The following is a 19,042-nucleotide window of genomic DNA, read 5'->3' as shown; positions in this document are numbered from 1 at the left end:
ACCCGATGTCAGTGGACGCCTATAACCTCGTATGCGTGTCGTCTCTTGCGCTGTACCGCCGCTATCGCCCGGAGTCGTTCGCCGAGGTCATCGGGCAGGAGCATGTGACCGACCCGCTGCAGCAGGCGCTGCGGAACAACCGGGTCAATCACGCGTACCTGTTCAGTGGTCCGCGCGGCTGCGGGAAGACGACCAGTGCGCGGATCCTGGCGCGGTGCCTGAACTGCGAGCAGGGGCCGACGCCCACGCCGTGCGGTGAGTGCGAGTCGTGCCGGGATCTGGCGCGGAACGGGCCGGGATCCATCGACGTCATCGAGATCGACGCCGCCTCCCACGGTGGTGTGGACGATGCCCGTGATCTCAGGGAGAAGGCCTTCTTCGGGCCCGCCCGCAGCCGGTACAAGATCTACATCATCGACGAGGCCCACATGGTCACGTCGGCCGGCTTCAACGCCCTGCTCAAGGTCGTCGAGGAGCCGCCCGAGCACCTCAAGTTCATCTTCGCCACCACCGAGCCCGAGAAGGTCATCGGGACCATTCGGTCGCGGACCCATCACTATCCGTTCCGGCTTGTGCCTCCGGGGACGCTTCGGGAATACCTCGCCGAGGTGTGCGGGCGGGAGAACATCCCCGTCGAGGACGGGGTTCTGCCGCTCGTCGTGCGGGCCGGGGGCGGGTCCGTGCGTGACTCGATGTCCGTCATGGACCAGCTGCTCGCCGCGGCCGGTGCCGACGGTGTGACGTACGCGATGGCCACCTCGCTGCTCGGGTACACCGACGGGTCGCTCCTCGACTCCGTGGTCGAGGCCTTCGCCACCGGTGACGGCGCCGCCGCCTTCGAGGTCGTGGACCGCGTCATCGAGGGTGGCAATGATCCCCGTCGGTTCGTCGCCGATCTGCTGGAGCGGCTGCGGGACCTGGTGATCCTCGCCGCCGTGCCGGACGCAGCGGACAAGGGGCTCATCGACGCCCCCGCCGACGTCATCGAGCGGATGCAGGCCCAGGCAGGCACCTTCGGCGCCGCCGAGCTGAGCCGTGCCGCCGACCTCGTCAACGACGGGCTGACGGAGATGCGGGGCGCCAACTCGCCGCGCCTTCAGCTGGAGCTCATCTGCGCGCGCGTGATGCTGCCGGCGGCCTATGGCGACGAGCGTTCCGTGATGGCCCGGCTGGACCGGCTGGAGCGTGGCGTGAACTTCTCCACGGGGGCCGGCATGCCCGCGGTGGGGTATGTGCCGGGGCCCGACGCGCATGGGGGAGCGGCCGCGGCCGCCGCCGACCCGGTTCCGCCTGGTGGCGGTGCCGCTGCGGCTCGGGCGGCGGTACGGGGTTCCGGGACGCCGGGCGCCGGAAACCTCCAAGGAGCGCCCTCGGGGCAGGGAGTCCCGGCGGCGGCTGGCCCCGGGGCGTCTGCGGCTCCTGGCGGTGGTCCTTCGGGTATCGATCGCCCACAGCAGCCCCAGCCATCTCAACAGCCTCAGCCCCAACCTCAGTCCCAAGCTCAGTCCCAACCTCAACCTCAGCCTCAGCCTCAGCCCTCGCCCACCCCTGCCCCCGCATCCCCCGCCCCCGGGGCTTGGCCCGCCGCCACACCCGCAGGTGGCGGCGGTCGGCGACCCGGTGGCTGGCCCACCGCGGCTCCCGCCGGCAGCGGACAAACGACGTCCACGCCGAACGCGCCCGCCCCCACATCGCCCACGCCGCCCCCGTCGCCCCCCTCAGCCCCACCGGCCTCCACCCCGACCTCCCCTCCCGCCGCCCCGACCGGCGGCCTGGACCCCCGCATGCTCTGGCCGAACATCCTGGAGGCCGTCAAGAACCGCCGCCGGTTCACCTGGATCCTGCTCAGCCAGAACGCCCAGGTGGCCGGTTTCGACGGCACGACCCTCCAGCTCGCCTTCGTCAACGCCGGCGCGCGTGACAACTTCGCCGGCAGCGGCAGCGAGGACGTACTGCGGCAGGCGCTGGCCGAGCAGTTCAACGTGCAGTGGAAGATCGAGGCGATCGTCGACCCGTCGGGCGGCGGCTCGGCACCCCCCGCGACCGGCGGCTCCCCCGGTTCCAACGGCGGTTACGGCGGAGGCGGCGGCGCGGGTTATGGCGCAGGCGGTGGCTCCAGTGCCGGTTACGGCGGTGGATCCGGGGGCGGTTACGGCGGTGGCGGCGGCGCTACGACATCCCAGCGCCCGGCGTCCCCCCAGCCCACCCCCGCCGCATCCACGCCGTCCTCGGCACCCACGTCCTCGACGTCCTCCACGTCGGCACCGGCCCCCGCGCCCGCTCGGGCCACCCCCACTCACCAACCGTCCTCCGCCCCGGAACCACGTCCGGTCGCCCCCGAGGACGACATCCCGGCTGACGACGACCCCGATCTCGACGAGTCGGCCCTCTCCGGCCACGAACTCATCGTTCGGGAGCTGGGAGCGACGGTGGTGGAGGAGTTCTCGAACGAGTAGCCGAGTAGGCGAGAACCTTGGAGGTATCTACAGCCCTCCACCCCCCACCCCTTCGGAACCTCGCACAAAAACCCCGTTAGGCTGACCCCCGTGAAGGTCCTCGTCATCGGCAGCGGCGCCCGCGAACACGCCCTGTGCCACTCCATGTCCCTCGACCCCGACGTCGCAGCGCTGCACTGTGCCCCCGGCAACGCCGGCATCGCCGAGGTCGCCGAGCTGCACCCGGTCGACGCCCTCGACGGCTCGGCGGTGTCCGCGCTGGCCGCCGAACTCGGCGTCGACCTCGTGGTCGTAGGCCCGGAGGCCCCGCTCGTCGCGGGCGTCGCCGACGCCGTACGCGAGGCCGGCATCCCGGTCTTCGGCCCCTCCCAGGAGGCCGCGCAGCTCGAGGGCTCGAAGGCCTTCGCCAAGGACGTGATGGCGGCGGCCGGGGTGCCCACGGCGCGGTCTTACGTCTGTACGACACCGGAAGAGGCCGCCGAGGCACTCGGCGCCTTCGGCCCTCCGTACGTCGTCAAGGACGACGGGCTCGCCGCCGGAAAGGGTGTCGTCGTCACCGCCGACCTGGAGGCCGCCAAGGCACACGCGGTCGCCTGTGAGCGCGTGGTCATCGAGGAGTTCCTCGACGGCCCCGAGGTCTCCCTCTTCGCCATCACCGACGGCGAGACGGTCGTACCCCTCCAGCCCGCCCAGGACTTCAAGCGCGCGCTGGACGGCGACGAAGGCCCGAACACCGGCGGCATGGGCGCGTACTCCCCGCTGCCCTGGGCCGACCCGAAGCTGGTGGACGAGGTCATGGAGACCGTCCTGCAGCCGACCGTCGACGAGATGCGGCGCCGCGGCACCCCGTTCTCCGGCCTGCTCTACGCCGGTCTCGCGATCACCTCCCGTGGCGTACGGGTCATCGAGTTCAACGCCCGCTTCGGCGACCCCGAGACCCAGGTCGTGCTGGCTCGGCTGAAGACACCGCTGGCAGGTGTCCTGCTGGCCGCCGCCACCAGCAACCTCGCCGACCTCGAGCCCCTGCGCTGGAGCGACGAGGCGGCGGTCACCGTGGTCGTCGCCTCGCACAACTACCCCGGCACCCCGCGCACCGGCGACCCGATCACCGGCCTCGACGAGGTGGCCGCCCAGGACGCCCCGCACGCGTACGTCCTGCATGCCGGCACCAAGCGCGACGGCGACGCCGTCGTCAGCGCGGGTGGCCGCGTCCTGTCCGTCACGGCGACCGGCAAGGACCTCGCCGAGGCCCGTGACCGCGCGTACCGGGCCGTCGGCCGCATCCGGCTCGACGGTTCCCAGCACCGTACGGACATCGCGGCGAAGGCGGCGGAGGCGTAGTCAGGGTCGCCGTCCCGTCCGCCCGAGCATCCTGCCCGAGCATCCTGGTGGAACGCCATGGAGCGCCATGGAACGCCGGGGAGAATCTCCCGGCGTCGATAAACCCCGCAGGCCCCGATTCCGTCTCAGGATTCGGGGCCTGATGCTTGCTTTCCGTCATCCACCTTTCCCCAAAGCCATTCCATCGAGTGACCGCTGCCCCATCCGGCTGACGGGGCCCGGGGCCCCAACTAGGGTGCGGCGCAAGCGGTCCGCACACGGTCCGGCACTTGGCCCACCGGCATTGCGATGTCAGTAGTGGGTGCCACAGTGGGGGAGTGAGCAACGCCAGGAAATGCCGGGCGGAGAGCCGGTCGGCCAGGACGGCAGGGAGGGGGTGAGGTCGGGTCATGAGCGGTATGAGTGTGGAGTCGGGCGCACAGGGTGCGCGCAACCGCGCACTCGCGGTGCTGCGCATCCGCAGCCGGGCCCTGGCCGTCGCGCTGCTGCCCGCGGCGGTCGCGGTGGTGCTGTTCGCCGGCGGTTCCGCGGGCCACCTCCCGGGCCCGGCCTGGGACACCGCCCGCTGGACCATGAGCGTGCTCGCCCTCCTCGCCCTGTTCGCCGCCGGCGGTATCGCCCTGGTCGTGGCCCGCGCCCGCCCCGCCGTCAGCCCGACGGTCCCGATCAGCGAGGAATCGGCCCCCGACCTGTACCGGATGGTGCGCGACCTCGCCGACCGCCTCGACGTCCCCGCCCCCTCCGCCATAGCGCTCACCCCGGACTGCGACAGCTGGCTGGAGGACCGCACGCACCGGGCCCACGGCCCGCCCCCGCGCGAGGGCCAGGACGAGATAGCGGGCGTCCGCGGCCCCCACCGGCGTACGGCGGCCGCGCCCGTCCTCGTCATCGGCTCCCCGTTCCTGTGGTGGATGCGCGTCGGCGAGCTGCGCGCGGTCCTCGCCCCGGTCGTCGCCGGTACGGGACCCTCGGCGCACCCCGACATAGCTGCGGCCCGCCGTTTCGTACGGGGCCTGGACGCGGCGGTGGCCGTGACATCGGCCCCCGGCCGCAACCCCGCGACCCGCGCGGTGCTCGCGGGCGTCGGCTGGGTCGCCCGCCTGCTGCTGCGCAGTTGCCGCGGTCATGCCGCCGAGATGGAGCGGGGCGTCGCCGCCGCGGCCGCCGATCGTGCACAGGCTGTGGATTACGGGCTCAGGATCGTCGCCCAGGAACAGGTGGGGCTTGCGTACGCGGGCTGGGACCGGCTGCTGACCCGGGTCGCGCTGCCCGCATGGCGTATGGGCCGGTGGCCCTCCCGGCTGGACGCCGGTGTTGTCGCGGCCCTGACCGAGCTGTCCCGCCGCGACCGGCTGGCGGAGGGCTTCGCCTCCCGCCTCGGCGAGCGTCCCGCCTGCGACCTGCTCGAAGAGCCCGGTGCGGTGGACGAGGCGACCTCGCTGCTCGCCGCCCGGCTGTTCCACGGCGGTCCGGCCGAGCCCGGCCCGGACTGGTCCCCGGTGGACTGGCAGGAGTACCCGGACGAGGTCGTCGACCGCAAGTGGCGCACCGACGCGGCCCGCCTCCACCGCGTCCTGGACGCCCTGGGCGTACGCCGCGCCCCCGACCCCACGTCACCGAACCCCGACGGCCCCACCCTGGCCCGCGTCATGGACCACCTGACCATCCTGACGCCCCCGCCCCCACCCGACAGGGACAGCGCGCCGCACCCGGCCACCGGCAACTCCCTCCCGCACGAGTCCGGCACAGAGGCCGAGGTCTCGTCCGGCGACCGCCCCGAGGGCCACCGCGATGAGGTCTCGTCCGGCGTATGTGCCGAGGGTTCCGGCGTCGAGGTCCTGTCCGGCGACCGCTCTGAGGGCCAGGACGTCGAGGGCCAGGACGTCGAGGTCCTGTCCGGCGAACGCTCCGAGGGCCAGGACGTCGAGGTCTCGTCCGGCGACCGCCCCGAGGGCCACCGCGGCGAGGTCTCGTCCGGCGTATGTGCCGAGGGTTCCGGCGTCGAGGTCCTGTCCGGCGAGCGCTCCGAGGGCCAGGACGACGAGGCCCAGTCCGACGACCGCCCCGAGGGCCCCACAGACGCCCCCCAACCCCCCGAACACGTCGGCCACACCGAAGACCCCCCCGCCCCTTACCCCGACGACCCCCCCACCCCCAACGAACGCAGCGCCGCCCTGGCCGCCCGTCTCACCGCCGAGCTCGCTCGCGAAGAGGCGACGGCACCCGCGAACACGTCCCCGGCAGGATCGCCCGCTCCCGGTCAGGGCAGCCCCGACACCGCCCTCTGGGACGACGGCACGCTCCCCCTCTTCCCCATGCAACCCCCTCGTACCGGCCGCGAACTGCTCGCCGACCACGTCACCGCGATGGTGTGCTGCGCGGCGATGGACACCGCCGGTGCGACTCCGGGCCTGGACTGGCTCGACGGCCCGTCCCTCATGGTCAACGGCGAACGGGCGGCCGACCTGACTCCCCGCGTCCTCAGCCTGGTCGAGGACGGCGACCCCGCCCCCTTGCGGACCTGGCTGATCGAGTCGGGCATACGCCCCGAGAAGCCGGTACGCCTCGTCTGACGCCAAGCCCCCTCCCGCGCCCACAGACCAGGCGACGGACGGCCGGCAGGCCCCCGCATCCCGCCCCGCCTACCACGCCCAGACCCATACCGGAGCCGCGACTTCCACTTCCGGCAAATTCGCAACGAATAGTGACAGCCCGCGTGCGTAATGTGATGTGCTGGGACCGAACGCGCACATGGCAAGGGCTTGCGACATAAGACAGGCACACAGCGCGCACGAGACACGCACTTCACACACGGGGGCATGAAGGAGGGGAGCGACCATGGGATCGGAGCAGATCCGCCGCTGGGAGTCGGGGGCACTCGCACACGCCGTGACGGACCCCTTCGGCCAGGGCCCCGTCCCCTGGCTCCGCGGCAACCCGACGCACTTCGACGACACCGGCCGGATCGTCCCCTGGTACGTCGACTGGTACGTCGACCCCGCCCAGCAGCCCGCGCTGAAGAGCCCCCGCGTGCCCGCCCCTCGTTCCGGCGAAGGCCCTCGCTCCGCCGACGACGTCCACCGCCAGATCAAGGGCTTCACCTCCACCGGCGCGGTCGCCCCCGGCGAGGCCGTCGACTTCCACATCACCGTCGACCCGCCCCAGGAGTTCGGCGTCGACGTCTACCGCATCGGCCACTACAGCCGAGACGGCGCCGCCAAGATCACCTCCAGCCCCCGCCTGTCCGGCATCGTGCAACCCCCGCCGCTCACCGCCGACCGCACGGTCTCCTGCCACCACTGGTGGCTGTCCTGGCGCCTGCAGATCCCGAGCTACTGGAGCATCGGGGCGTACGTCGCCGTCCTCACCACCGCCGACGGCTACCGCTCCCACATCCCCTTCACCGTCCGCGACGACCAACCCGCGGACCTGCTCCTCCTCCTGCCCGACATCACCTGGCAGGCCTACAACCTCTACCCCGAGGACGGCCGCACCGGCGCCAGCTTCTACCACGCCTGGGACGCCGACGGCCGCCTGCTCGGCGAGTCCGATGCCGCGACCACGGTCTCCTTCGACCGCCCGTACGCGGGCGCCGGCCTCCCCCTGCACGTCGGCCACTCCTACGACTTCATCCGCTGGGCCGAGCGCTACGGCTACGACCTCGCCTACGCCGACGCCCGCGACCTGCACGCCGGTCACATCGACCCCACCCGCTACCGCGGCCTGGTCTTCCCCGGCCACGACGAGTACTGGTCGACGAACATGCGCCACACCGTGGAACGCGCCCGCGACCACGGCACGTCCCTCGTCTTCCTCTCCGCGAACACCCTGTACTGGCAGGTGGAGCTGGGCCCGTCCCCTTCCGGCGTCCCCGATCGCCTGCTCACCTGCCGCAAACGCAGGGGCCCGGGCAAACCCGTGCTCTGGCGCGAGATCGACCGGCCCGAGCAGCAACTGATGGGTATCCAGTACGCGGGCCACGTCCCCGAACCCCACCCCTTAGTCGTCCGCAACGCCGACCACTGGCTCTGGGAGGCGACCGGCGCGCACGAGGGCGACGAGATCGCCGGTCTGGTCGCGGGCGAGGCCGACCGCTACTTCCCGCGCGCCCCGCTCCCCGAGCACGAGAGCCGCATCCTGCTCGCGCACTCCCCCTACACCGACCGCGAGGGAGCCGTCCGCCACCAGGAGACCTCCCTCTACCGCGCCCCCTCAGGCGCCCTGGTCTTCGCGTCCGGAACGTTCGCTTGGACCCCCGCACTGGACCGCCCGGGCCACGTCGACCCCCGTATCCAGCGCGCCACCGCGAACCTCCTGGACCGCATCTGCAAACGTGACTGAGCCCTGCCCCACACACCCCGGACCAAGACCGATCTCCGGCATACGGGAGAATCGAGCCACTTGGCCCGCCCGTCTCCCACCACCACCTCGAGCCCTGCGGGCCACCCTTTATTCAAACCACGGGGAGGAACCGTGTCCGGATTCGTAGAAAAGCCCGAGCCGATCCAGGTTCCGGGCCTGGTGCACCTCCACACCGGCAAGGTGCGCGAGCTGTACCAGAACGAGGCGGGCGACCTCGTGATGGTCGCCAGCGACCGCATCTCCGCCTTCGACTGGGTGCTGCCGACCGAGATCCCCGACAAGGGCCGCATCCTCACCCAGCTCTCCCTGTGGTGGTTCGACCAGCTCGCCGACCTGGTGCCCAACCACGTCCTGAGCACCGAACTGCCGGCCGGCGCCCCCGCCGACTGGGCAGGCCGCGCCCTGGTCTGCAAGTCGCTCCAGATGATCCCGGTCGAGTGCGTGGCCCGCGGCTACCTCACCGGCTCGGGCCTGGTCGAGTACGACGAGACTCGTACCGTCTGCGGCCTCGCCCTCCCCGAAGGCCTCGTCGACGGCTCGGAGCTCCCCGCCCCGATCTTCACCCCGGCCACCAAGGCGGCGGTCGGCGAGCACGACGAGAACGTCTCCTACGAGGAGGTCGCCCGCCAGGTCGGCGCGGACACCGCCGCCCAGCTGCGCCAGGCCACCCTCGCCGTCTACCACCGCGCCCGCGACATCGCCCGCGACCGGGGGATCATCCTCGCGGACACGAAGTTCGAGTTCGGTCTGGAGAACAACGACAGCCTCGTCATCGCCGACGAGGTCCTCACCCCCGACTCCTCCCGCTTCTGGCCGGCCGACCAGTGGCAGCCGGGCCGCGCGCAGCCGTCGTACGACAAGCAGTTCGTCCGCGACTGGCTGACCTCGCCGGAGTCCGGCTGGGACCGGGCGAGCGAGCAGCCCCCGCCGCCGCTGCCGGAGCAGGTGGTGGAGGCGACCCGCGCCAAGTACGTGGAGGCGTACGAGCGCCTCACCGGCACGACCTGGAGCTAGTGCCCCGAAAGGCAACGTTCGCCCCGTCGCGACGCCCGGCACGCTCCCCCACTGCCCCAAGGGCGTGGGCGGTGCCCCCACTCGCCGCACCGGCCGAAAGCCCGAGTACGTCCAGTACGAGGGCTTCCGGCCGGCACGCCGAGAGCACGCGCACCGGACGCCGCTCCTCAACGGGCAAACGTTGCCTGCCGGGGCACCAGCAACGTGAAAGGCCCCGGTCCAGTGGACCGGGGCCTTCACAACCGAGCGGACGACGAGGCTCGAACTCGCGACCTCAACCTTGGCAAGGTTGCGCTCTACCAACTGAGCTACGTCCGCGTTGCGCCGTGGCGCGAGAGCAACTATACCCAACCTCGCTCGCGTGCGAGCCGTACGGCCGAGTGCCGGTTCTCCGCCCCGAGCTTGGTCACGGCCGACGACAGATAGTTCCGTACGGTCCCCTGCGACAGAGCGGCCCGCTCGGCGATCTCCGCGACGGGCGCCCCGTCGGCGGCGAGCTCCAGCACCTCCGCCTCCCGCACGGTCAGCGGCGAGTCACCGGCGGAGATCGCGTCGGCGGCCAACTCGGGGTCGACGTAACGGTTTCCGGCATGCACCGTGCGGATGATCTCCGCGAGCCGCTGGGCGCTGACCGTCTTCGGGACGAATCCGCGCACACCCGCCTCCAAGGCCCGCTTCAGATGCCCGGGCCGCCCATGGCCGGTCACGATCAGCACCTGGCAGCCGGGCAGCTCGGCGCGCAGGGATGTGGCGACCTTCACACCGTCCGCGCCGGGCATCTGGAGGTCCAGTACGGCGACATCCGGGGCGTGGGCACGGGCCATGGCCAGCGCCTCGGGTCCCGTCGCCGCCTCCGCGACGATCACCAGGTCGTCCTCCAGGGAGAGCAGCGCGGCCAGCGCACCCCGGATCAGATGCTCGTCGTCGGCGAGCAGGAGTCGTACGGGAGAGGTCATGCCATGACCTCACGCATCGAGGCCGTGCTCAACGGCACCTCCGCGACCAGCCGGAACAGCCCTCCGTCGACCGGCCCCGCCTCCAGCGTCCCGTCCACCGCCGCGAGCCGCTCCCGCAGCCCGGCCAGCCCCGAACCGTCCGTACCGGAGTCCCTACCGGACGAGGCACCGACCCCGTCGTTCTCCACCATCAGCACCACACGCCCCTCCGTCACCCGCAGGCTCACCGCACACCGCCCGGCATCCCCGTGCCGCAGCACATTGGTCGTCGCCTCCCGCACCACCCAGCCGAGCGCCGACTGCACTTCGGTCGGCAGCCCGGTCGCCTCGCCGGTCAGCTCGCACCGGATGCCCGCGGCCGTCAACACCCCCTGGGCGCCGACGAGTTCGACCTCCAGGTCGGCCTCCCGATAGCCCCGTACGACATCCCGTACCTCGCGCTGCGTCGCGTGCGCGATCCGCTGCACCTCGATCATCTGCTCCACGGCCTCGGCCCGCCCGCGCTGGGCCAGTTGCACGGCCAGTTCGCTCTTGAGCGCGATCACGGTGAGGTTGCGCCCCATCACGTCGTGCAGGTCCCGCCCGAACCGCAGCCGCTCCTCGGCGACGGCGAGGCGGGCCCGGGTCTCGCGGGCCTCGTCGAGTTCGTAGACGGTGTTGAGGAGCCAGACGGAGATGACGGCTGTGAAGGCGAGGAGCCCGGCGCCCAACAGCACGGCCAGAGCCCCGAACAGGGCGGCGGGCCAGGGGCGGCCCAGCGCCAACGAGACGACCGCGGCGCCCAGCCCGAAGCCCCCGACCAGCGCGACCACCTGGCGCCGCTGCCGGACTCCGAGCGCGAGGGCGCAGACACCGAAGATCAGGACGGTGCCGAAGGCCCCGCCCGCAGCGCTGTCGACATCGTCACCGCTCGGGCCGTGCTCCACGATCGCGAGTGTCAACAGGCTGACCATGGCGGTGACGCCCCCGAGCGTCCACAGCTGCCGTACGGGCCGCTCACGGCGGCCGCGCGCCCAGTCCAGCGCCCGCGACGCGGTCACCGCGCAGGTCACGGCATGCAGGCCCACCATCATCTGCAGCCCGATCGCGAGGCGCGGTCCGATCCCGCTGAACCCCAGGAGCGGGACCGCCGCGAACTCCATCACCGCGAAGAAGTGGAACGACCACCGCGTGTACGTCTCCACCTTCGCCGGCGTGCTCTTCCCCCGCCACCACGTGCCCGGCCCGCGCATTTCCCCGCTCTCCCCCCAGTACAACCCGTACGACCAGTACGACCAGTACGACCTACGTCAGCGCCGCGGCTCCCACCGGAACCACCGCCGTACAGCAAACACCCCCACGGCTACCCAGGCCAGCGCGGTCAGCACCGCCCCCAGCGCCTCGTACGCCGACAGGTCACCGGTCCAGCCGCCCCGTACGAGCGTGATCACCGGCGACAGCGGCAGCAGTTCGAGCACGCTCGCCACCCGGTCGGGCATGAGCTCCAGCGGTACGGCGATCCCGGAGGCCACCATGGAGACCATCACCAGCGGCAGCGAGGTGACCTGCGAGCTCTCCACGGTGCGGGTGAAGCTCGCCGTCACGGCGGCCAGGGCCGCGCACATCACCAGGCCCAACAGCAGCCCGACGACGGCGAGATGGGGTGCCTTCGGGGCCGCCAGGTCGAGCAGTGCGGTGCAGCCCGCCACCAGTACCAGGGACTGTACGAGGCCGATGGTCACGGCCGGCAGCACGGCGCCGGTGAGGATCTCGCCGTCCCGCAGCTCACCGGTGCGCAGCCGCTTGAGCACGAGCTCCTCGCGTCGGGCGACGAAGGCGCCGACGAGCACCCCGTACACCGCGAACAGCAGCGAGACGCCGACGGAGGCGGGCAGAAGGACCGTGCCGACGTTCAGGCCGGCCTCCTCGAGGTCCATGTCCTTGGTTGCGGAACGCACGCTGATCGGCACGACAAGGGGCACGAACAGGGCGGCGGCGAGTGTTCCCCTGCTCCGCCCCAGCAGCGTCAGCTCTGCGCGCGCGAGCGACGTCATCCGGCCGACAGGCGTCGTGATCAGGGCACTCATGCCGCATACTCCTCAACCGTCTCAGGGGAACCGGCCGCTTCCCGAGCGATCCCCAGGAACGCCTCCTCCAGCGAGGCCGACCGCACATCCAGCCGTCGCAGCTCCACCCCGGCCCGCTCGGCCCACACCAGCAGCCCGGTGGCCGCCCGTTGCAACTCCCGCGTGCGCAGCCGTACGACGCTCCCCTCGACCTCGTGCCCGCACACCCCCAGCTCACCGAGCGGCGGCAGGTCTCCCACGAAGTAGCCGTGGGGCAGCTCGAAGGAGATCCGGGACGGCTGCGCGGCGGTCACCTCGGCCGGTGTTCCGGCGGCCGCGATACGGCCTTCGTGGAGGATCGCGAGGCGGTCGGCGAGGTCCTCGGCCTCTTCCAGGTAGTGCGTGGTCAGCAGCACGGTCGTACCGCCGTCGCGCAGCGCGCGCACCAACTCCCAGGTGTCCCGGCGCCCTTCGGCGTCCAGACCGGTCGTCGGCTCGTCCAGGAACAGCACCTCGGGCCTGCCGAGCAGAGCGAGCGCCAGGTCCAGGCGCCGCCGCTCACCCCCGGACAACTGCTTCACCCGTACGCCGGCCTTCCCCTCGAGGCTGACCAGCGACAGAGCCTCCTGCGGCGGACGCGCCCCGCTCACGCACCCCGCCCACATCCGCGCGGTCTCCGCGACGGTCAGCTCGGACGGAAAGCCGCCCTCCTGCAACATCACCCCGGTCCGAGGGCGTACGACGGCCCGCTCGGCGTAGGGATCATGTCCCAGTACCCGCACCCGGCCCCCGGCCGGCGGCGCCAGCCCCTCCAGCAGCTCGACCGTCGACGTCTTGCCCGCCCCGTTGGTGCCCAGGAGCGCGAAGACCTCGCCGCGGTCCACGCGGAAGCTGATCCCGCGCACCGCCTCGAACCCGCCCCCGTACACACGCCGCAGGTCAGTGACCTCAATCACGTGTTCGTGTTCGTTCGTGTTCATGCCTTTAGCGTCCCGGTATCCCGGGCCGGGCAGCAGTGCGAGCTGTCATCACTCCGCATGACAAATGTCAGAGGCTCATGTCACGGCACACGACGAAGGCCCCAGTCATAAGACTGGGGCCTTCGAAAAGAGAGCGGACGACGAGGCTCGAACTCGCGACCTCAACCTTGGCAAGGTTGCGCTCTACCAACTGAGCTACGTCCGCATTGCTTCCGACCGGCTCTCACCGATCGGCGCGAGCACCAGCCTACCTGATCCACAAGAGTGGTCGGTACCGGCGGTGCAGAGCGGGTGACAGGAATTGCACACTGCGCCTTCCCCCTGGAAGGGGGATGTTCTACTACTGAACTACACCCGCAAGCCTCCGTGGACTGGGCTTTTCCGGCCCCGCCCCTCGGCGTGCTCCAGACTCTAGCTGACCAGGAGGGGTGCAGCGCAAGTCGGTTGCTCCGAGGGGCGGGTGACCAGCCGTCGTCCACGGTTACCGCGCCGCGGCGAACGCCTCGTAGACCTTCTTCGGGATCCGCCCGCGCGCCGGCACATCCATCTTGTTGGCCTGGGCCCATGCCCGCACGGCCGCCGGGTCCGGGGCGACCTCCGTCTGCCGGTACGCCTTGCCGGACCTCGACCGCTTGCGGCCGGCCTCCACGTACGGCGCGAGCGCCTTACGCAGTTTCTTGGCATTGGTTGTGTTCAGGTCGATCTCGTACGACTTGCCGTCGAGTCCGAAGGCGATCGTTTCCGCCGCTTCCGAGCCGTCGATGTCGTCAAAGAGAGTGACCACGACCTTCTGCGCCACGAATATCGGTCCCTTCGATGCGACACCTCTGCGATGACGTGCCAGGACGCCTGGGAGATGTCGACTGTCCGCCTGTTATTGGGCAAAGTATCGGCTATTGGCAATTCATTTGTACAGTGCCCGGCATTGCAATGTGAAGCTCGACTAAATCTGTCAGCGTGTCCGAGCGCAATAGGGATGCCGGGGCTGATCCAGGATCTTTCCCTGAACTTTTCGTGAAGGCACCCGTCCGATACCGGATCGTGACAGCGGTCACGTAGATTCCTACAACTCTACTCGCGTAGAAATTTTGTGCGGGTAGTCTGAAGGCACCTGCAGGAACCTGCTCAGCACCACAACACCGGGAGTGCCAGTGGCACGCGTCGTAGTCGACGTCATGCTCAAGCCGGAGATCCTCGACCCCCAGGGCCAGGCGGTGCAGCGCGCACTGCCGCGGCTGGGTTTCGACGGCATCTCGGACGTACGTCAGGGAAAGCGATTCGAACTGGAAGTTGACGGGCCGGTCGACGACGCCACGCTCGCCCGCATCCATGATCTCGCGGAATCCTTCCTCGCCAACACCGTGATCGAGAACTTCTCTGTCAGGGTTGACAACAACGAGACGCACGCCGCGGAGGCCGTGAAGTGACCGCTCGTATTGGCGTCGTCACTTTCCCGGGCAGCCTGGACGACCGGGACACCCAGCGCGCGATCCGCCTCGCGGGTGCCGAGCCGGTCGCCCTGTGGCACAAGGACAAGCACCTCCACCAGGTCGACGCCGTGGTGCTGTGCGGAGGTTTCTCCTACGGCGACTATCTGCGCGCCGGTGCCATCGCGCGCTTCTCGCCGGTGATGGAGCCCCTGATCGAGCAGGCGAAGGCCGGACTGCCGGTCCTCGGCATCTGCAACGGCTTCCAGATCCTCACCGAGGCCCACCTCCTCCCGGGCGGGATGCTCGGCAACGACCACCTCCACTTCATCTGCCGCGACCAGAAGCTGCGGGTGGAGAACGCGGAGACGGCCTGGACCACCGACTACACGGCCGGCCAGGAGATCAACATCCCGCTGAAGAACATGGACGGCCGGTACGTCGCCGACGAGTACACGCTGGACAAGCTGGAGGCCGAGGGGCGGGTCGCCTTCCGCTACCTGGACTTCAACCCGAACGGCTCGCTGCGGGACATCGCGGGCATCACCAACGAGGCCGGCAACGTCGTAGGCCTGATGCCGCACCCGGAGCACGCCGTGGAGCCGCTCATCGGCACCGGCCGCACCGACGGCCTCCCCTTCTTCACCTCGATCCTCAAGAAGCTGGTCAACGCATGAGCCGGACGCCTCTGGACACGGTCGAGCACGCGGCCGCGACCCCCGACGTCGAGCTGCCCTGGGCCGAACTCGGCCTGAAGAAGGACGAGTACGAGCGCGTGGTCGAGATCCTCGGCCGCCGGCCCACCGGTGCCGAGCTCGCCATGTACTCCGTCATGTGGTCCGAGCACTGCTCGTACAAGTCGTCGAAGGTGCACCTGCGCCAGTTCGGCGAGAAGGCCCCGCAGTCCGACGCCCTGCTCGTCGGCATCGGCGAGAACGCGGGCGTGGTCGACGTCGGTCAGGGTTACGCCGTCACCTTCAAGGTCGAGTCGCACAACCACCCCTCGTACGTCGAGCCCTACCAGGGCGCGGCCACGGGCGTCGGCGGCATCGTCCGCGACATCATCGCGATGGGCGCCAGGCCGGTCGCCGTCGTGGACCCCCTCCGCTTCGGCGCGGCCGACCACCCGGACACCAAGCGCGTGCTCCCCGGTGTCGTCGCCGGCATCGGCGGCTACGGCAACTGCCTGGGCCTGCCCAACATCGGCGGCGAGGTCGTCTTCGACGCCTGCTACCAGGGAAACCCGCTGGTCAACGCCGGTGCCATCGGTGTGATGCGGCACGAGGACATCCACCTCGCGAAGGCGTCCGGCGCGGGCAACAAGGTCATCCTGTACGGCGCCCGCACGGGCGGCGACGGCATCGGCGGCGCGTCGATCCTCGCGAGTGAGACCTTCGACGACGCCAAGCCGTCGAAGCGCCCCGCCGTCCAGGTCGGCGACCCCTTCCAGGAGAAGCTCCTCATCGAGTGCACCCTGGAGGCCTTCAAGGAGAAGCTGGTCGTCGGTATCCAGGACCTGGGCGCGGCGGGCCTGTCCTGCGCGACCAGCGAGCTGGCCTCCAACGGCTCCGGCGGCATGCGTGTGACGCTGGACGACGTACCGCTGCGCGACTCCACGCTCTCGCCCGAGGAGATCCTCATGAGCGAGTCGCAGGAGCGCATGTGCGCGGTCGTCGAGCCGGAGAAGGTCGACCGCTTCCTGGAGATCTGCGACAAGTGGGACGTCATCGCCACCGTCATCGGTGAGGTGACCGACGGCGACCGCCTGGAGATCTACTGGCACGGCGGCAAAATCGTCGACGTCGACCCGCGCACGGTCGCGCACGAGGGTCCGACGTACGAGCGCCCGTACGCCCGCCCGTCCTGGCAGGACGAGCTCCAGGCGGACGACGCGGGCAAGCTGCCGCGGCCCACGACTCCGGACGAGCTGAAGGACCAGGTCCTGAAGCTGGTCGGCTCCCCGAACCAGGCCTCCAAGTCCTGGATCACCTCCCAGTACGACCACTTCGTGCAGGGCAACACGGTCCTCGCCCAGCCCGAGGACTCCGGGATGATCCGCATCGACGAGGCGAGCGGGCTCGGCGTGGCCATCGCGACCGACGGCAACGGCCGGTACGCGAAGCTCGACCCGTACGCGGGCGCGCAGCTGGCGCTCGCCGAGGCCTACCGCAACGTCGCCACGACCGGCGCCAAGCCGCTCGCCGTCTCCGACTGCCTGAACTTCGGCTCGCCCGAGGACCCGGCGGTGATGTGGCAGTTCGCGGAGGCCATCCGCGGACTCGCCGACGCCTGCCAGCAGCTGGGCACGCCGGTCACGGGCGGCAACGTCTCGCTCTACAACCAGACGGGCGAGGCGGCCATCCACCCGACCCCGGTGGTGGCGGTCCTCGGTGTCATCGACGACGTCGCCCGCCGCACGCCGGTCGCCTTCCAGGAGGAGGGCCAGCTGCTCTACCTCCTCGGTGACACGCGCGAGGAGTTCGGCGGTTCGGCCTGGTCACAGGTGATCCACGACCACCTGGGCGGCCTGCCCCCGAAGGTCGACCTGGAGCGCGAGCGCCTGCTCGCCGAGATCCTGATCTCCGCCTCCCGCGACGGCATGATCGACTCCGCGCACGACCTGTCGGACGGCGGTCTGATCCAGGCCGTGGTCGAGTCGGCGCTGCTCGGCGGCAAGGGCGCGCGTCTGGTCGTACCGGACGGGCTCGACGCCTTCACGTTCCTCTTCTCGGAGTCGGCGGGCCGCGCGGTCGTCGCCGTACCGCGCTCGGAGGAGCTCCGCTTCAACGACATGTGCGGCGCGCGGGGCCTGCCGGCCACGCGCATCGGTGTCGTGGATGGTGACACCGTCGAGGTTCAGGGCGAGTTCACCCTCTCGCTGGAGGAGCTGCGCACCGCGCACGAGGGGACCATCCCGGCGCTGCTCGCCTGAGGTCCGTCTGTTCGAAACGTTCGAAGCGTTTGAAGCCCCTGTCCGGTCCGCCGGGCGGGGGCTTCATCGTGTCGCCGTTCTGCTCTTGCACGTAATTACGTAGTTCCGTAATATCGGCGCAGTGGAACTGGAGCAACGCGTCGCCGACCTGGAGCGGAGGCTGGCGGCGCTGGAGAACGTGCAGCGCACCGCGCCGCAGCTGGACGAGAGCGACTTCTGGGCCCTGCACGGGCTGAAGGAGCAGTTGGCCGGGCTGGGCGTGGCCGGCGGAGGCGTGCTGTTCACGGGCGCCGTACGGCTGCCGGCCGGGGAGCGCTACGACTGGCAGCAAACCGCCCTGACCGAAGAGCTGCTGAGCGACGACTGGACGCGGGCCGCCGAGTCCTTCGCGGCGCTCGGCCACCCGGTCCGGCTGCGGCTGCTCCGGGAGATCCTCGGCGGCCGGCGCACGGCGGCCGAACTCGCCGAACTGGAAGAGGTGGGCACGACCGGCCAGATCTACCACCACCTGCGCCAGCTGACCGGCGGAGGCTGGCTGCACACGACCGGGCGGGGCCGTTACGAGGTGCCGGCGGGGCGGGTGGTGCCGCTGTTGGTGGCGTTGGCCGTGGGCCTGCCCTGACACGCAGACACGAACACGAACAAGGGGGAACGATGTCCGGACGCAAACTCGCCAAGATCGCCTACCGCGTTCTGCAGCTGACCTTCGTCGGCCTGCTGATCGCCCACTTCTCACTGGACCTCGGTTATCCGTGGTGGTGGAACTTCCTGCCGATCGTCCTGTCGTACGTGATCGTCATCGTGGCCCACAGGTGGGGCGGTGCCCCGGACAGTCCCCGCGTGGCCCGGGAACCGGTCGAGGTCGCCCCGCCCGTCACCGGCCGCTGGTCGGCGCAGAACAGCCCGGCCGACCGCACTCCGAGCCATGGCACGCACGCCTACGGCCAGACCTACGCCATCGACATCGTCGCCGAGCCCGAGCCGGGCACCCGCCCGGGCTTTAGCCGGCTGTGGCCGCTCGCCCGCCGCAACAGCGCCTTCCCGGCCTTCGGCGCCCCGCTCCTCGCGGTGGCCGACGGCACCGTCGTACGGGCCACCGACCGGCAGCGCGACCACCTGAGCCGTACGTCGCTGCCCGCGCTGCTGTACCTGATGATCCTGGAGGCGTCCGTGCGTGATCTGTCCGGCGTCAAGCGGATCGTCGGCAACCACGTCGTCCTCGACCTCGGCAACGGCACCTACGCGCTCTACGCCCACCTCCAGCGCGGCTCCCTCACCATCCGCGAAGGCGACCGGGTGACCGCCGGACAGCCCCTCGCCCGCTGCGGCAACTCGGGCAACTCCACCGAGCCCCACCTCCACTTCCAGCTGATGGACGGCCCCGACCCGGACACCGCCCGCGGCCTCCCCTTCACCTGGCGAGGCCTCGGCGTCCCCCGCAACCGCGAGGTGTTCGAGGCACCCGCGACGACATCACAGCCCGCTTAGGGCCTGTCCGGCGGATCATGCCGCAGACGCGGGGTCTGGCA

The 19,042-nt window shown here is 71.0% G+C and carries 15 protein-coding genes and 3 tRNA genes; 10 read left to right on the top strand and 8 right to left on the bottom strand.

What is annotated here, in order from left to right:
• Positions 1 to 35 precede the first annotated feature (35 nt).
• From ABT063_RS11850 to ABT063_RS11830, 5 genes are all read left to right on the top strand, one after another.
• On the top strand, positions 36 to 2,456 hold the full coding sequence (locus tag ABT063_RS11850) for a DNA polymerase III subunit gamma and tau (RefSeq protein WP_351057108.1): 2,421 nt from the start codon (positions 36 to 38) through the stop codon (positions 2,454 to 2,456).
• Positions 2,457 to 2,546: 90 nt separating this feature from the next.
• Positions 2,547 to 3,797: a phosphoribosylamine--glycine ligase gene (purD, locus tag ABT063_RS11845; protein WP_351057107.1), complete on the top strand. Its 1,251-nt coding sequence runs from the start codon at positions 2,547 to 2,549 to the stop codon at positions 3,795 to 3,797.
• A gap of 389 nt (positions 3,798 to 4,186) precedes the next feature.
• The gene (locus ABT063_RS11840; RefSeq protein ID WP_351057106.1) at positions 4,187 to 6,370 is read left to right on the top strand and encodes a hypothetical protein; all 2,184 of its coding nucleotides are present in this window, start codon (positions 4,187 to 4,189) and stop codon (positions 6,368 to 6,370) included.
• A 265-nt stretch (positions 6,371 to 6,635) separates the two neighbouring features.
• Entirely contained in the window at positions 6,636 to 8,138 is a 1,503-nt protein-coding gene (locus ABT063_RS11835) for a N,N-dimethylformamidase beta subunit family domain-containing protein (protein ID WP_351057105.1), read from the top strand.
• A 132-nt stretch (positions 8,139 to 8,270) separates the two neighbouring features.
• Entirely contained in the window at positions 8,271 to 9,173 is a 903-nt protein-coding gene (locus ABT063_RS11830; RefSeq protein WP_351057103.1) for a phosphoribosylaminoimidazolesuccinocarboxamide synthase, read from the top strand.
• Positions 9,174 to 9,418: 245 nt separating this feature from the next.
• Here the strand turns inward: ABT063_RS11830 and ABT063_RS11825 are convergent.
• The 8 genes from ABT063_RS11825 to ABT063_RS11790 all read right to left on the bottom strand — a co-directional run bounded on the left by ABT063_RS11825 (position 9,419) and on the right by ABT063_RS11790 (position 13,953).
• Positions 9,419 to 9,491, bottom strand: a tRNA-Gly gene (locus ABT063_RS11825).
• A 23-nt stretch (positions 9,492 to 9,514) separates the two neighbouring features.
• On the bottom strand, positions 9,515 to 10,129 hold the full coding sequence (locus ABT063_RS11820) for a response regulator (protein ID WP_351057102.1): 615 nt from the start codon (positions 10,127 to 10,129) through the stop codon (positions 9,515 to 9,517).
• Positions 10,126 to 11,361: a sensor histidine kinase gene (locus ABT063_RS11815; protein ID WP_351057101.1), complete on the bottom strand. Its 1,236-nt coding sequence runs from the start codon at positions 11,359 to 11,361 to the stop codon at positions 10,126 to 10,128. The genes ABT063_RS11820 and ABT063_RS11815 overlap by 4 nt, the downstream gene beginning before the upstream one ends.
• A 57-nt stretch (positions 11,362 to 11,418) precedes the next feature.
• The gene (locus ABT063_RS11810; RefSeq protein WP_351057100.1) at positions 11,419 to 12,195 is read right to left on the bottom strand and encodes an ABC transporter permease; all 777 of its coding nucleotides are present in this window, start codon (positions 12,193 to 12,195) and stop codon (positions 11,419 to 11,421) included.
• Positions 12,192 to 13,154 carry an ABC transporter ATP-binding protein gene (locus ABT063_RS11805; protein WP_351057099.1) on the bottom strand — a complete coding sequence of 321 codons (963 nt, stop codon included), beginning with the start codon at positions 13,152 to 13,154 and terminating at the stop codon, positions 12,192 to 12,194. Before ABT063_RS11805 ends, ABT063_RS11810 begins: the two co-directional genes overlap by 4 nt.
• A gap of 132 nt (positions 13,155 to 13,286) precedes the next feature.
• Positions 13,287 to 13,359, bottom strand: a tRNA-Gly gene (locus tag ABT063_RS11800).
• 81 nt (positions 13,360 to 13,440) lie between these two features.
• Positions 13,441 to 13,512: transfer RNA gene (locus tag ABT063_RS11795), tRNA-Gly, on the bottom strand.
• 123 nt (positions 13,513 to 13,635) lie between these two features.
• On the bottom strand, positions 13,636 to 13,953 hold the full coding sequence (locus ABT063_RS11790) for a histone-like nucleoid-structuring protein Lsr2 (protein WP_351057098.1): 318 nt from the start codon (positions 13,951 to 13,953) through the stop codon (positions 13,636 to 13,638).
• A gap of 352 nt (positions 13,954 to 14,305) precedes the next feature.
• Here ABT063_RS11790 and purS point away from each other — a divergent pair, with 352 nt between their 5' ends.
• The 5 genes from purS (at position 14,306) to ABT063_RS11765 (ending at position 19,001) form a co-directional block, all read left to right on the top strand.
• On the top strand, positions 14,306 to 14,581 hold the full coding sequence (gene purS / locus ABT063_RS11785; RefSeq protein WP_351057096.1) for a phosphoribosylformylglycinamidine synthase subunit PurS: 276 nt from the start codon (positions 14,306 to 14,308) through the stop codon (positions 14,579 to 14,581).
• Positions 14,578 to 15,258 (top strand): phosphoribosylformylglycinamidine synthase subunit PurQ, encoded by a 681-nt coding sequence (gene purQ, locus ABT063_RS11780; RefSeq protein ID WP_351057094.1) that lies wholly within the window; start codon positions 14,578 to 14,580, stop codon positions 15,256 to 15,258. The genes purS and purQ overlap by 4 nt, the downstream gene beginning before the upstream one ends.
• Entirely contained in the window at positions 15,255 to 17,513 is a 2,259-nt protein-coding gene (gene purL, locus ABT063_RS11775; protein WP_351057093.1) for a phosphoribosylformylglycinamidine synthase subunit PurL, read from the top strand. Before purQ ends, purL begins: the two co-directional genes overlap by 4 nt.
• A 121-nt stretch (positions 17,514 to 17,634) precedes the next feature.
• Positions 17,635 to 18,135: an ArsR/SmtB family transcription factor gene (locus ABT063_RS11770; protein WP_351057092.1), complete on the top strand. Its 501-nt coding sequence runs from the start codon at positions 17,635 to 17,637 to the stop codon at positions 18,133 to 18,135.
• A gap of 32 nt (positions 18,136 to 18,167) precedes the next feature.
• Positions 18,168 to 19,001 carry a M23 family metallopeptidase gene (locus ABT063_RS11765; RefSeq protein ID WP_351057091.1) on the top strand — a complete coding sequence of 278 codons (834 nt, stop codon included), beginning with the start codon at positions 18,168 to 18,170 and terminating at the stop codon, positions 18,999 to 19,001.
• The last annotated feature ends 41 nt before the right edge of the window (positions 19,002 to 19,042 follow it).

Source organism: Streptomyces sp. NPDC002838 (genome assembly GCF_040295365.1).
GTDB lineage: Bacteria > Actinomycetota > Actinomycetes > Streptomycetales > Streptomycetaceae > Streptomyces.
This window is presented reverse-complemented; position numbering and strand designations above follow the sequence as displayed.